Below are 14,279 nucleotides of genomic sequence, written 5' to 3'. Positions count from 1 at the left end.
CCGCCAATAACTTGCGCTACTGTAAGCAAAACGTTTATAACTACAGCAACAGTAAGTTGTTTATTACTTTGACTTTCATCTACATGACTGTGCGAGTGATCGTGGCCCATAATGCTCTCAAAAAAACATTTTATAATAATATATGCTTATATCATGACAAGTTTACAACCGCTATAAGCACAATGTTGTGTATGAATAAATACAAGATAAAAATGGTTATAAACGTCTATTATTTGTAATCCTAAATGATAGACGTTTATGCGCTAAATATCGATTTTTTAAGGAGTTTACGGTTCAAAACTTGCGTCTTTACATATTTAATGCATTAATATAAGCAATATAAAATAACTAAAAGTTGCTGGAAATTAAGCATGGATAAAGGTTTGAACTTTGGTGAGTTAACAGGTAAAGGACAATCTGTTCGAAGTAAACTAATTATAACCTTTATAATCATTGCGTTAGGACCATTGTGTTTGCTTACTTGGTTTAGTTTTCAGCATGTAAATAACACCCTTAAACAAAATGCAAATAGCGAACTTAATGAGTTAAGTAATATAGGTAAGCAATTTGCCAATATTTGGTTTTCAGATCATGTTAAAGACCTTTATTTACTTAAATCACGGTTAGGAAACAACCCCGCTAAAAAACAAAACTTAATTAACGAGTTTACTAAACAGTATGACTTTGTAAATCATGTTGAGTTTATCGATACTTCATCTGCTGAAATTACGCCTAATGTTTCCTTTTTTAATCAACCCATACAAACTGATTTTATAAAAATATACGCTGAAAAAAACAATATTCAGCAAACACTTTTTCGCTCTATTGTAATGAATGGACGAGAGCACCATGTAGTTTCATTACCTATATTAGATTCAAACAAGCAGTTGCAGGCAATATTACTCGCTGATGTAAATTTGCAAGGGTTACTAAATAATCTAAGTCAAATACATGCCGCCAGTACCAACATTACGTTTTATGTAATGCATAATAATAAAATTGAAAAGCAAGCAACTACAACAGCGTTAAACCCTCAGTTTTTTTCTCAAAATAGCTCTCCTTCAAAGCAAGTATTTACATATAAAAATAAGAGTGAAAATACGTTTTATGGCTACATTAGCGATTTAGACTTTTTGGGTGAACAAGGTTGGCAGTTACTTGTTTCAAAACCAACTAAAGTTGCCCTTCAGGGGAGTGATTATTATAAGCAGCTTGCTATTTTAACAAATGCAGGCGCTTTGTTACTTATTTTATGCTCGTCTTGGTGGTTTGGTCGCAGGTTGTCTCGTCCTTTAATTCGGTTAACCAAAATTGTTGAAAATATTACAAAAGGACAAGATGTTAAAGTTCCAATATTAAAAGACAGTACTGAATTTAATCAGCTATCAATTGATCTTCACAAGCTAGTAAAAGCGAAGGAAGAGCAAAAAAGTATTTTACAAAAACAACGTTCTGCTCTTCAAATAGCGTTAAAACAATTAGCAGAACAAAAAGCTGCACTAGATGAGCATGCCATTGTTGCTGTAACTGATTTAAAAGGCACTATTACTTTTGTAAATAAAAAGTTTTGTGAAGTAAGCGGCTATAAAGAACATCAGCTATTAGGCCAAAATCATCGACTTCTCAATTCAGGTACGCACCCTAAAGCGTTTTTTAAAGAGATGTATAAAACGCTGCAAAAAGGCGAAATTTGGAATGGACAAATATGTAATAAAGCCAAGCATGGCGGTTTTTATTGGGTAGATACAACCATAGCGCCATTTTTAGATGATGAAGGTAAACCACAAAGTTATATTGCAATACGTACAGATATGACCGCATTAAAATTGCAAGAACTTGAACTAGAACAACATAAAACACAGCTTCAGTTAGTGATAGACAGTACAGCTGTCGGTATTTGGGATTGGTACATAGATACCAGCAGAATAACCTTTAATAACCGCTGGGCTGAAATAATTGGCTACAAGCTGAGTGATATAGAACCTTGCACTATTGAGACTTGGTATAAGTACGCTAATCCGGAAGATTTAATCGAATCCGACTTAAAATTAAAAGAACACTTTGCAGGAAAAACAGATTACTACGTTAGCGAAACACGTATGAAACACAAACTCGGTCATTGGGTTTGGGTACTTGATACTGCAAAAGTAGTTGAGTGGAACAATGATGGTTCGCCAAAGCGAATGATTGGCACGCATTTAGATATTACAAATCAAAAAAATACTGAATTTGAATTACAAAGTAGTAGTGATCGGTTTGCATCATTGGTTGCAAATATTCCAGGTATTATTTATCGATGTACGTTTGATGATACATGGACCATGCTTTACATGAGTGAGCAAACTACAGAAATTACCGGCTATACACCGGATGAATTAATTAATAATAAAGATTTGAGCTTTTTTAGTTTAATGCATGAAGATGATAATGCTGAAGTTGAAAAAGAGATCCGTAAATGTATTGCTGCTAAAAAGCCTTGGTCGGTGGAATATAAAATAAAAATAAGCGACGGTACATACCATTGGATGAATGAGAAAGGTCGAGCTATTTATGATGCCATGGGTAATGTTTTATATTTAGATGGATTTATATTAGATATAACAGAGCGCTATAACACTCAATCAGAAATAAGCCGTCAGCAAAGTTTACTAGAGTCGATGAGTAAACAGGGTCGAATAGGCGCATGGGAAATCGATTTAGAAGCACAAACACTTTATTGGTCAGATGAAGTAAAAGTGATTCATGAATTGCCTGTCGATCATGAGCCAGATCTCGCAACCGCAATTGATTTTTACAAGTCAGGAGAGCATCGAGATAAAATATCTCAACTTTTTGAAAAAGCAGTTTCTTTAGGAGAAAGTTGGAGTATTGAGCTTATTATTTTAACCCATAAAGGAGCAGAGCGCTGGGTTAAGTCTATGGGGCAAGCTGAATTTAAAAATGGCAAATGCATACGTGTGTTTGGTTCATTTCAAAATATTGATGCACATAAGCGACTTGAGTTAGAAAGTGAAAAAGCAAATAGATACAATAAAAACCTTGCTCAGCTAACAATTGCACCAGAGGTACAAAATAGCAATGTTGAACAAGTTAAAAAGCTAATTGTTAAATCAATGTGTGACGTATTAGAAGTAGAGCGTGCAACGCTATGGATATTTAACGATACCTGTAATGCTATGACCTGCCATAGTTTGTATATTAAAGACCAAGGGTTTGTTGAATCTGACGCAGTATTAAATGTTATCGATTATCCTGATTATTTTCATGCTCTTCGCAAACAAAACTTAACGGCAATTAACGATGTGAATAACCATCCTGCTACGGTTGAGTTTATCAATGATTACATAGAACCATTAAATATAAAGTCTATGCTTGACGCGGTTATTTCTATCGGAAGCAGTGAGCTGGGCGTTTTGTGCGCCGAAAAAGTAGGTGAGAATCACAATTGGACACAAAGCGAAGAGACCTATTTACGCTCATTAGCAACACTAGTGGGTAGCACGCTTGTATCACAACGTCGTAAAGAAATTGCCGAAGAGCTTAAAGTTGCGCTAATAAAAGCTGAAGATGCTGCAATAGTTAAAAGCCAGTTTTTAGCCACAATGAGCCATGAAATTAGAACACCAATGAATGGTGTATTGGGTATGTTAGAACTTATTCAGTTAGAGCCGTTACCAAAACCTATAGAAACCAAAGTTGGTATTGCTAAAAGTAGTGCGCATTCATTATTAGGTGTTATTAATGATATTTTAGATTTTTCGAAGGCTGAAGCAGGTAAAATTGAGCTCGAAAATATTAATTTTAATGCACAAGATTTAATTGGCGAAATTGCCGCAGCGCAAGCAATTACTGCACAAGGAAAAGGCATTGAAATTATTCTTGATTTAGTTCATCTCGAACCTGCACAACTATGTGGCGATCCTGGTCGAATTAGGCAAGTTCTTACAAATTTATTAAGTAATGCGGTTAAATTTACAAATGAAGGTGAAGTCGTTATTAGTGCTCAAGTCGATAAAGTAGAGCAAGGCTTAGCGTTTAAAATAAAAGTAAAAGATTCTGGTATCGGGATCAATGATAAAAAACAACAGCAACTATTTACACCTTTTTCGCAGGGTGATGCTTCAACAACCCGTGAGTATGGCGGTACAGGGCTTGGTTTAGCTATATGTAAGCAATTATGCGAGCTGATGAGTGGCTCTATTTCTCTTACAAGCGAAGCTGGTAAAGGAAGCGAATTTACGGCGACCATATTGGTAACTCAAGGCGATCAAAAAGAGCGTTATATTCAAAAGCTCGATATAAAAGGTTTATCAGTATTAGTTGTTGATGACAACGAAACAAATCGTATTGTTATATCTCAACAGTTAGAAAATTGGGGCGCAGAGGTAGCGCTTGCCAGCGATGCTTACAAAGCATTGGCAATGTGTGAAAAACGCATTACTAATAAACAAGGAATGTATGATATTGCAGTACTTGATATGCAAATGCCTGGTATGGATGGCATTACGCTTTGCAAAGAACTAAAAGCACATAGTGATTATAAAAATATGCCACTGGTAATGATGACCAGTATAGCGGGAATGGAAGGGGCTCAGCGTTATTCAGATGCAGGATTTCAGGCTTATTTTCCTAAGCCAGTAACAACTGCTGATATGATTTCTGCACTTTCTGTTATTACTAATAATAAACACAATGATGTATTGCCATTGGTAACTTCTGGCTATATTTCGTCTTTGCGAAAAGAAAAACCAGCAGAAACAGCACATATATTACTAGTTGAAGATAATCTTATTAACCAACAAGTGTCTACCCTAATGCTTAAAAAGCTAAACTGCGACATTACACTTGCAGAAAACGGTCAGCGAGCAGTCGATATTTTAGGTGAACACGAGCGTGGTTATTTCAAAATTGTATTAATGGATTGCCAAATGCCAGTAATGGATGGTTTTGATGCAACAACCGCTATTAGAAATGGTGATGCCGGTGATAAGCATAAAGATATTAAAATAATTGCGTTAACAGCTAATGCTATGGAATCGGATAAACAACGCTGTTTTGATGCAGGAATGGATGACTACTTAAGTAAACCAATTCAACTAGATACTTTAAAAGATAAATTAGATCAGTACATTTAGGGAAAATTAAATGAGCAAAGTAATTGAAATTCGTGATGCAAAGCCAAGTGATGCAAAAACAATTTTGCATTTTATCAACGAACTGGCAATTTACGAAAAAGAACCCGATGCAGTTAAAACTAACGAGCAAGCTATTTTAGATACATTATTTTGTGAAGGTGCAACTGCGCATAGTATTTTGTGCTTAGATGGTGATGAGGCAATTGGTTTTGCAGTTTATTTTTATAACTACTCTACTTGGCTCGGAAAAAATGGTCTGTACTTAGAAGACTTATATGTGAGCCCTGATAGCCGTGGTAAAGGGGCTGGCAAAGCAATAATGAAGCATTTAGCTAATACAGCACTAAAAAACAATTGCGGTCGATTTGAGTGGGTTGTACTTGATTGGAATAAACCCGCAATTGATTTTTACGATAGCATTGGTGCTAAGCCACAAACAGAGTGGATTATTTATAGATTAACAGGACAAGAGTTAATAGATTTCGCTAAATAGATAATGAAAATCATTTGCATTTGCGTTTGTTGGTGTGTAAGTTAATAGCACATTAGATAAACGCGCAGATGATTTTATGATCTCAGGTCAAAAACAAACCCACCCAGATTTACTTTATCTTGAGCAAGCATTAAGTCCTTGGCAATCAAATATAATGCAGGGCAATTACGCTTTTGAGCAAGGCGCTTTACTTGAAGCGCGTGATAAATATTTTTTAGCTAAAACCCTCGCAAATCGTTTATTACAACAGTTTTTATGTGCCCAAATAAATAACAATGTTATTTATGCTATAGAACATTGCTTACCAGCACTGGTTGTTGCATCTCATAATTTAGCCGATACCTATATTGCAATGCAACAGCCCGAAAATGCCTGTAAATGGTTATGTGAAGCGCATTTGTCGTTATCTCCGCTTATTAATCATACTCATTATGAAGTTCAAAAAGCGAGTAGGCATCATTACCTCAAAACATCTGCTGAACTTGTCGCATTTGCACGCCGGTATCCTTCTTTTCCAGAACTGATTGAGCAAGTTAATTTTTGTTTAAGCTCAAACACACCTTCAAACAAACAATTGCACTAAAAAGGACTATTTATGACGTTTACTTTACCTAAACTAGATTATGAATACGATGCACTAGAACCTCATATTGATAGTAAAACAATGCATATTCATCATACTTTGCATCATCAAACGTATATTAATAAAGCCAATGCAGCTTTAGCTGACACGGTGTATGCAAACGAAAATGCTGAAGAGTTACTTAAGGGAATAAATGAGCTACCAAGTGATTTGCAAAAAGCAGTGCAAGAACATGCAGGTGGGCATTTTAATCACAGTTTATTTTGGCAGGTTATGAGCCCGCAAGGTGGTGGAGAACCAAGTGGTATTCTTGGCGACGTTATAAATGAGGAGTTGGGTGGTTTTAGTGAATTTAAAGATAAATTTACTACAGCGGCTTTAAGTCAATTTGGCAGTGGTTGGGCGTGGCTTTGTGTAACGCCAAATAAAAAATTGGTTGTAGAAAACAGCGCAAATCAAGATTGCCCATTAATGCAAGGTAATACACCTATTTTGGGGCTCGATGTATGGGAACATGCTTATTATTTGAAGTATCAAAATAAACGCCCTGAATATATTGCTGCTTTTTATAATGTAATTAATTGGACTGAAGTTGAAAAACGCTACCTAGCTGCGGTAAGTTGAGTTCCGAATATGGCTAGTAATGTGAGTTTATTTGTATAAGCTAGGCTTTATTAGGTTAACTTATAGAGCCGTTTATGGACACTTCACATTGGCAAAAAGCACGTCAGAGTCGCGATCCTCGCTTTGACGGGCTTTTTTACGTAGCGGTAAAAAGTACCGGCATTTATTGCAGGCCTATTTGCCCAGCACCAACGGCTCACGAAAAAAACGTTGCTTATTATCAATTTGCTCATAACGCGGCGCAAGATGGCTTTAGACCTTGCATTCGTTGCCGGCCCGATAGTGCCCCAGGCAGTGCAGCATGGCAGGGGACAAAAACTACTGCACTTAGAGCAAAACAGTTAATAGATCAAAATGATGAACACGACTGCGAAAATTTAGCTTCAAGATTAGGTATAAGCAGCCGTTACTTAAGGCGTTTATTTAAGCAGTTTTTTGGCGTGTCGATCACGCAATACAGGTTATTCAATCAATGTCATTTTGCAAAAAAGCTACTACAAGAAACAAACTTACCCCTTACCGAAATAGCGTTTGCAGCTGGCTTTAAAAGCATTCGGCGTTTTAATGATGCATTTTTACAGCAGTTAAATATAGCACCCTCAAAAATACGTAATAGTGATAAAACACCAACTTCTACAATCACACTAATTTTGCCATTTAGACCCCCTTATAATTGGGCTGCCTTGCAAGGATTTTTAGCTAAGCGACTTATTAAGCCCATGGAGTGGATAAGTGATACAAGTTACGGGCGCACGTTTTCAGACAAAAACTGCAAGGGTTATTTTAATGCAAAATTTATAAGAGATAAAAATCATTTTAGTGTTGAGATAAGCATAAGTAATACGCTTTACTTACAGCCTATTATTAATAATATACGGCGCGTGCTTGATTTAGATGCAGACATTAATTTAATTGAAACGCACATTAAACATAATATAAATGGTGCTTTTAATGTAACAGAAGGTTTAAGGTTACCTGGTATTTGGTCAAGTTTTGAAGCAGGAATTAGAGCCGTGCTGGGTCAGCAAGTCAGTGTTACAGCCGCTCATAATTTAGTTACCAAACTTGTAGATGTGCTTGGTGAGCAGCATGATAACGCTATTTATTTTCCGGAGGCAGAGATAGTTGCTAATAGTGATTTTGGTTTTTTTAAAATGCCACAAGCACGTAAAAATGCACTGCATAACCTTGCTCAATATTGTAGTTTAAATCCTAATACAGATGATTTAGACGAATGGCTAAGCTTAAAAGGAATTGGTCCTTGGACCGTAAATTACGCTAAACTGCGAGGCCAAAGTCAGCCAGATATTTTACTAGATGGTGACTTAGGGATTAAAAAAGCACAGGCGGCTNCTGCCACTCCTTTTGATGCAGTTAACTGTGCACCTTTTCGCTCTTATTTAACGTTTCAACTTTGGCAGCAATTGTAATGATAATTCAAACAAAAATACCAAGCCCAATAGACGATATAATTATTCAGGCTAGTGACATAGGCGTAAGTTACGTTGGATTTTATCCACCAACCGAGCATACAAATACTCCTTTCAGTAAGGTTACTAACAAAGCAATACTTATCTGTGCTGCGCAATTAAACGAGTATTTTAATAAAGAACGAACCACTTTTAACGTACCACTTGATACCAAAGGTACGCCATTTCAACAAAGTGTGTGGGAAGCATTGCTAACGGTGCCTTTTGGTCAATCTCAAACATATGGTTATATTGCTAATGCTTTAAATAACCCAAAAGCAGTAAGAGCAGTCGGTGCTGCTAACGGTAAAAACCCGATTAGCATAATTGTACCGTGCCATAGAATCATTGGTGCAAATGCAAAGTTAACGGGTTATGCGGGTGGACTTGATAGAAAACGTTGGTTATTGGAGCACGAAGGATTAATGTAAATTCATCACTCGCCACTAAAGAGTGTGACCTTTGTGGATTGAAATTTGTTTAATCTAGGGGCGATTTAATCACGACGCAAGGTTTGTAATCTAGTGGGCTTGATAACTGCTTCTGCGTTACTCTATTGCCTTACATACATGTAAGAATAAGTAAAAACCGAGCAAAGCTTCCGCGTCCTGCTTACGCCCCTTATCTAGATTAATGTATGAAACAAAGAATCAATCGTCCTAGGAAGAACCCAAAGTTCAACGCGCCTTAGTGTTTAAAAAATAAATATTATTGGCAAATTAACTATGCAAATTGGTATTAATTTAATATTAGGGTAGCATTAGCGCACTTTTTATTAAATGGCACCCCAATGGCTCAATTATACTTTTACTACTCTGCAATGAATGCGGGTAAATCAACTACGTTATTACAATCAGCATTTAATTATAAAGAACGTGGAATGGAACCTGTTATCCTTACCGCAGCCATTGATGACAGACAAGGCGTGGGTAAAGTATCGTCTCGTATAGGCTTACAAGCTGATGCGCACGTATTTGATGCTAGTAAAGATGTTTTTGATCTTATTCAATCGCTTAACAGTGATAAAAAACGCCATTGCGTGTTAGTTGATGAATGCCAATTTTTATCAAAAGAACAAGTAATGCAATTAACCGACGTGGTTGATGAATTAGGTATACCGGTATTATGTTATGGCTTGCGTAACGACTTTAGAGGCGAGTTATTTGTAGGATCGCAATACTTACTTGCATGGGCTGATAAGTTAGTTGAGCTTAAAACGGTATGCCATTGTGGTCGTAAAGCTAACCACGTACTGCGTACAGATGAAAACGGTGAAGCAATAGCCGATGGTAACCAAGTAGAAATTGGCGGCAATGACCGATATGTTTCGGTATGCCGCAAACATTATAAAGCCGCTTTAAATATGGGCCGATAAAGCATTTATAAATGTATCAATATTTTCGCGCGTAATATCTAAATGCGTTACTAGCCTGAGTTGTTTACTTGGGCTAAATAATATTCCTTGGCTTTTAAGTGCTTCAGCAATCCCTTCTATGTTTATGCTACTTTCAAAAGTTGCGTAAACCATATTAGTTGTATTACTCATATCAACAGTAAAACCACTTAGCGCACTTAATTTTTGAGCAAGATATCGCGCATTTGCATGATCATCACTCAAGCGATTTACATTATGCTCAAGTGCGTACTGCCCAGCAGCTGCAAGCATTCCAGCTTGACGCATACCGCCGCCAAGTACTTTTCTCCAGCGTCTTGCTTTATCAATAAGGGTTTGTGAGCCTAATAATAAAGAGCCAACGGGTGCACCTAAGCCTTTAGATAAACAAATAGAAACTGAATCAAAGTGTTTTGTAATGTCAGTTATATCAACCTTTAACTCAGCGGCAGCATTAAATGCACGTGCGCCATCTAAGTGCAGTGCTAAATTATGTGTATTAACAAAATTGCGTGCTTGGGCTAAGTATTCAAGAGGGAGTACTTTGCCGCCAATCGTATTTTCTAAACTAAGCAATCGGGTTTTAGCAAAATGGCAATCGTCTGGTTTTATCGCTGCAGCTATTTTACTGAAGGGGATGCTACCGTCTGCTTCATTTTCGATAGGTTGTGGTTGAACAGAGCCTAAAACGGCTGCGCCGCCACCCTCAAACTTATAGTTATGGGCATTCTGACCACAAATGTATTCGTCACCTCGTTCACAATGCGCCATTAACGCAAGTAAGTTCGCTTGTGTACCTGAGCTGCAATAAAGTGCGGCTTCAAAATTAAAACGCTCACACGCATAAGCTTCTAGCTGGTTAACGCTTTCATCATCGCCATATACATCGTCACCAACAGGTGCGTTGTGCATAATATCGCGCATTTTTTTAGAGGGTTTTGTTACTGTATCAGATCGAAAATCTATCATGATTGCCTTATCCTTTTTATAACTTAAGCCAGCTCGCTACAAATTTGTTCGCGAGTGTCTTTATCAAAATAGCTCCATGCAATAAAGCGGCTAATTTTTTGACCTTGTGCCATATCAACTATTTTATATTGTGCTATTGGGTGAGCTTTTAATACCTCTTCTAGTGCTGCAATGTTATCTTTTTTAGACACCAAAGAAGTAAACCACATAACTTGCTCAGCAAAGTTTTCGCTTTCTTTAATCATATTAGAGATAAATTTAACTTCACCGCCATCACACCATAACTCATTATTATGACCGCCAAAATTAAGGGCGTTACTCGGGGCTTTACCTAAGTTTTTCCACTTTCGTTCGCTGCCTTTAGATGCTTCTTCAGCGCTTGCATGAAACGGAGGGTTACATAAAGTTAAATGATATAACTCTTTTTGATTTACAATGCCGTTAAAAATAGATGCAGCATTTTTTTGGTGTTTTAAGGTTATTTTTAAACCATTAAATTGCGCAATTTGTTTCGCTATTTTTATTGATGCAGCATCAATATCGGTACCCGTAAAATGCCATTTATATTCATGCATTCCTGTAAGCGGATATACTAAGTTAGCGCCAGTGCCTATATCCAATACTTTAATTTGCTTACCTAGAGGAATATTTTGTTGATTATCGTCGCTCAACAAATCAGCTAAATAGTGTATGTAATCTACTCTTCCAGGAATTGGAGGGCATAAGTTGTGCTCAGGAATATCCCAAAAGTCCACATTGTAATGGGCTTTTAAAAGAGCCTGATTGAGTGTTCTTACAGCCTTGTTATCGCTAAAATCAATGCTTTGCGTTCCCGCAGGGGTTGTAATCATAAAAGGCAGCAGAGCAGGGTGTTCTGTTGTTAGTAGGTTGAAATCGTAACCATTTTTATGCTGGTTTCTTGGGTGTAACTTTGAGCGTGTAGTATTTTCTTTCATGGGTTCATTTTAACAACAGATACAATGGCGTAAGTGTAACAAATGCGGGTGGGTAAAGTGCAGACATTTCCTTTGGTATATTTAAAATTACTGGTAGGATGAGTTTATAATAATAAAAAGGAATCACCGTGGGCATTTCTCAGCAGTCAATAATAATTGATTTAAATCCTCAGCAAACTCTTCATTTACGCCGTATAAGTGATGATAATAAACAAGGTCCTGTTGTTTTTTTTATGCATGGGGCGATTGAAAACGGTAAAATTTTTTATACTCACAGCAATAAAGGGTTAGCGCCTTTTTTAGCTGAACACGGTTATCGTTGTTACGTTGCTGACTTACGCGGCCGAGGTGATAGCAAACCTGTTATTTCAAGTGAATCACAATATGGACAAACCGAATCTATTTTAGAAGATATTCCCGCTTTTATTAATCAAATAGAATTACTCGAAGGTAAAAAGCCTGACTATTGGGTAGCGCATTCGTGGGGCGGTGTACTTATGAACAGCGCGTTTGCTCGGTTCCCTCATTATATTAACGATGTAAAAGCGTGTGCATATTTTGGTACCAAGCGTTCATTGTTTAATAATCATCCTAAAAAGTTAGTGCAAGCCAATTTGATTTGGTATTTTATGGCGCCTTTACTTGCTAAAAAACACGGTTATTTACCCGCAAAACGTTTAAAGTGGGGGAGTGATAATGAAACCAAAAAATCGCATTTTCAAAGTATGCAGTGGGCTAAAAAAAGTCCATGGGTAGACTCAGATGACGGCTTTAATTATGCACAAGCACTCAAAAACATGCATTTACCACCTACGTTACATATAGCCGCAGTAAAAGATAAAGCGTTAGCGCAACCAATCGATATACAAAAATTTATGGATGAATCAGGACCCGGAATACAACAAATGCGAATTTATGGTCGTAAACACGGGCATAGTTTTGATTACGATCATATTAATATGCTTACCCATCCAAGTGCGCGGGATGATCAATTTAAAGATTTACTTAATTGGTTTAACGACCATCCTACCATTTAGCTTTCATCAAATAATTTTAGTAAAGGCGTTTTATAGCGCTCCCATTTTACAATAGCGGTGTTGTTTATTGGTTTGCGAATAGCGTGTTTACTTAATGTATTTACGGGGGCGTTACGTTTATAAAATGCTAATGAGCTTTCTTCAAAGTTACAGCCTAAAAATTGCAGGAGTGATGTAAGTTGCTCTACTGGGTTCGTTACTAATTCTTCGTAGTTTATGTTGTAAATAGACAGTGCTGGTATTGTTTGCCAGTGAATCATGAGCTTTTCATATAAAGCATGATATTGCTTAAATTCAACAAGTGAGCAAAAGTAAGGTTCGTTTTCAGCAAAGTAATTACTAAAAACAGAAAACGCTGTAGCGTTAAAGTCGCGGGTCAAATTTATAAACTTCGCATTCGGAAATAATATATGTATAAGCCCAATAGACTGATAGTTACTGGGTAGTTTATTAATAATAAACGGTTTAATAGGCGTAGCGGTTTTTAACGTGGTTATGTAAATTTCGCGGGCTTGAACAACGAGTTCATGTGTTAAATGGTTTAAGCATTGTGGATACGCAAAGCCCGTTTTTTGCTCTAAAAAAGCAGCCACATTGTTACTTATACTTGTGCTTTCACCTATGCTGCTAAATTGACTGTGATTAGCGAGCATTTGTTCAAGTAATGTAGAACCACTTCGAGGCATACCAATTATAAAAACAGGGGTTACATTACCTGTAAACTGTTTGTCGGCAGAGCTAATAAGTGTATTGCTATTACATTTAATTATTTCATCGTAAAAAATAGCTAAATCATCGGTATTAAAGTTACTCAGCTTTCTTTGTAGCTTATTTGCTAATACAAAATAGTTAAATGCTTGATCAGTATCCTCAAGCGCATCATAACTCTTTGCTAAAGCGTAATAACACACCATTTTTAATCGTAGATTATTAGTTTGAGTTAAAAAGTGATGCAAGTTACTTACGTAGTTATGTTCTTTATTAAAACGCCCTAATTGAACTAATTCAAATAAAATGTAAGCCGTAACGGGGTAAAGCCCCATGCTCAGCGCATGTGCAAATGTAGTGTGTGCTTTGTTTAAATCGCCGTATGTTAAATAATGCTGCGCTAAGTAGTAGTGAGGCTCGGGGTTATTAATGGCTAGGCTTTTTGCATACTCAAGTACAGTAAGTGCGTCTTTAGGGGAGTTTACGCCGTTAAACGCATCAGCTAATGCATGCAGTGGTTCAAGCATTTTAGGTAATCGTTCGCATGCTTTTTGCAGTAAATAAACAGCAGCATCAAAGCGCTCTAGCCTTAATGCAATTCTACCTAAACCAAATAGTGCATCGCCATTTTCAGGGCTGCTTTTTAAGAGTGTTTTATAATGAAACTCTGCTTCTTTGAGTTTGTTTTGGTCAAGTAGTTGGTTGGCTTTAGTGAGTAGCATAGTTATACCAATTTTATTAAAGAAATAATTATTCTATCGCATTAAATAGCGTACTCACTGCGTTAAAAATGATTCATACAGAGCAACTACATATCATAGTTTTCGCCTTGTTATTACGCTATTTTCTGAGCGCTATAATAGAACACTTATTCAATGCAATTGGTATTGTACATTATTGTTTTTTATTAAC

The 14,279-nt window shown here is 36.7% G+C and carries 11 protein-coding genes and 1 pseudogene; 8 read left to right on the top strand and 4 right to left on the bottom strand.

The genetic code is table 11. The features are described 5' to 3' along the window. A pseudogene (locus L647_RS1000000126340) lies at positions 1-110 on the bottom strand (cation transporter); the annotation flags it as partial. Positions 111-371: 261 nt separating this feature from the next. Between L647_RS1000000126340 and L647_RS0106175 the strand changes: the two are divergent. From L647_RS0106175 to L647_RS0106145, 7 genes are all read left to right on the top strand, one after another. After that, complete coding sequence (locus tag L647_RS0106175; RefSeq protein WP_024610389.1) at positions 372-5,135, top strand: PAS domain-containing protein; 4,764 nt, start codon at positions 372-374, stop codon at positions 5,133-5,135. A gap of 10 nt (positions 5,136-5,145) precedes the next feature. Next, positions 5,146-5,628 (top strand): GNAT family N-acetyltransferase, encoded by a 483-nt coding sequence (locus tag L647_RS0106170; protein WP_024610388.1) that lies wholly within the window; start codon positions 5,146-5,148, stop codon positions 5,626-5,628. Positions 5,629-5,704: 76 nt separating this feature from the next. Further along, a complete protein-coding gene (locus L647_RS0106165) occupies positions 5,705-6,211 on the top strand; it encodes a hypothetical protein (protein WP_024610387.1) in 507 nt (168 codons plus the stop codon). Between the two features lie 12 nt (positions 6,212-6,223). Further along, the gene (locus L647_RS0106160) at positions 6,224-6,835 is read left to right on the top strand and encodes a superoxide dismutase (RefSeq protein ID WP_024610386.1); all 612 of its coding nucleotides are present in this window, start codon (positions 6,224-6,226) and stop codon (positions 6,833-6,835) included. Between the two features lie 74 nt (positions 6,836-6,909). Then, positions 6,910-8,265 carry an AlkA N-terminal domain-containing protein gene (locus tag L647_RS0106155; RefSeq protein WP_024610385.1) on the top strand — a complete coding sequence of 452 codons (1,356 nt, stop codon included), beginning with the start codon at positions 6,910-6,912 and terminating at the stop codon, positions 8,263-8,265. Further along, positions 8,265-8,735, top strand: a complete 471-nt coding sequence (locus L647_RS0106150; protein WP_024610384.1) for a methylated-DNA--[protein]-cysteine S-methyltransferase — start codon at positions 8,265-8,267, stop codon at positions 8,733-8,735. Before L647_RS0106155 ends, L647_RS0106150 begins: the two co-directional genes overlap by 1 nt. Positions 8,736-9,094: 359 nt before the next feature. Further along, on the top strand, positions 9,095-9,679 hold the full coding sequence (locus L647_RS0106145) for a thymidine kinase (protein ID WP_024610383.1): 585 nt from the start codon (positions 9,095-9,097) through the stop codon (positions 9,677-9,679). Here the strand turns inward: L647_RS0106145 and ltaE are convergent. Beyond that, on the bottom strand, positions 9,662-10,666 hold the full coding sequence (gene ltaE / locus L647_RS0106140; protein ID WP_024610382.1) for a low-specificity L-threonine aldolase: 1,005 nt from the start codon (positions 10,664-10,666) through the stop codon (positions 9,662-9,664). The two genes, L647_RS0106145 and ltaE, sit on opposite strands and share 18 nt — an antisense overlap. Before the next feature lie 23 nt (positions 10,667-10,689). Further along, the gene (gene rlmF, locus L647_RS0106135) at positions 10,690-11,622 is read right to left on the bottom strand and encodes a 23S rRNA (adenine(1618)-N(6))-methyltransferase RlmF (RefSeq protein WP_024610381.1); all 933 of its coding nucleotides are present in this window, start codon (positions 11,620-11,622) and stop codon (positions 10,690-10,692) included. 128 nt (positions 11,623-11,750) lie between these two features. Between rlmF and L647_RS0106130 the strand changes: the two genes are divergently transcribed. Continuing rightward, a complete protein-coding gene (locus L647_RS0106130) occupies positions 11,751-12,659 on the top strand; it encodes an alpha/beta fold hydrolase (protein ID WP_024610380.1) in 909 nt (302 codons plus the stop codon). Here L647_RS0106130 and L647_RS0106125 read toward each other — a convergent pair. Beyond that, positions 12,656-14,089: a sulfotransferase gene (locus L647_RS0106125; RefSeq protein ID WP_024610379.1), complete on the bottom strand. Its 1,434-nt coding sequence runs from the start codon at positions 14,087-14,089 to the stop codon at positions 12,656-12,658. The genes L647_RS0106130 and L647_RS0106125 overlap by 4 nt on opposite strands. Between the last annotated feature and the right edge of the window lie 190 nt (positions 14,090-14,279).

Origin of the sequence: Pseudoalteromonas sp. TB64, from assembly GCF_000498095.1 — a bacterium.
GTDB lineage: Bacteria > Pseudomonadota > Gammaproteobacteria > Enterobacterales > Alteromonadaceae > Pseudoalteromonas.
This window is presented reverse-complemented; position numbering and strand designations above follow the sequence as displayed.

Excerpts from the sequence above, each read along its gene's own strand:
- L647_RS0106175 (WP_024610389.1), top strand. The coding sequence starts at position 372 with ATGGATAAAGGTTTGAACTTTGGTGAGTTAACAGGTAAAGGACAATCT.
- L647_RS0106170 (WP_024610388.1), top strand. The coding sequence starts at position 5,146 with ATGAGCAAAGTAATTGAAATTCGTGATGCAAAGCCAAGTGATGCAAAA.
- rlmF (WP_024610381.1), bottom strand. The coding sequence starts at position 11,622 with ATGAAAGAAAATACTACACGCTCAAAGTTACACCCAAGAAACCAGCAT.
- L647_RS0106160 (WP_024610386.1), top strand. The coding sequence starts at position 6,224 with ATGACGTTTACTTTACCTAAACTAGATTATGAATACGATGCACTAGAA.
- ltaE (WP_024610382.1), bottom strand. The coding sequence starts at position 10,666 with ATGATAGATTTTCGATCTGATACAGTAACAAAACCCTCTAAAAAAATG.
- L647_RS0106165 (WP_024610387.1), top strand. The coding sequence starts at position 5,705 with ATGATCTCAGGTCAAAAACAAACCCACCCAGATTTACTTTATCTTGAG.
- L647_RS0106145 (WP_024610383.1), top strand. The coding sequence starts at position 9,095 with ATGGCTCAATTATACTTTTACTACTCTGCAATGAATGCGGGTAAATCA.
- L647_RS0106125 (WP_024610379.1), bottom strand. The coding sequence starts at position 14,089 with ATGCTACTCACTAAAGCCAACCAACTACTTGACCAAAACAAACTCAAA.
- L647_RS0106150 (WP_024610384.1), top strand. The coding sequence starts at position 8,265 with ATGATAATTCAAACAAAAATACCAAGCCCAATAGACGATATAATTATT.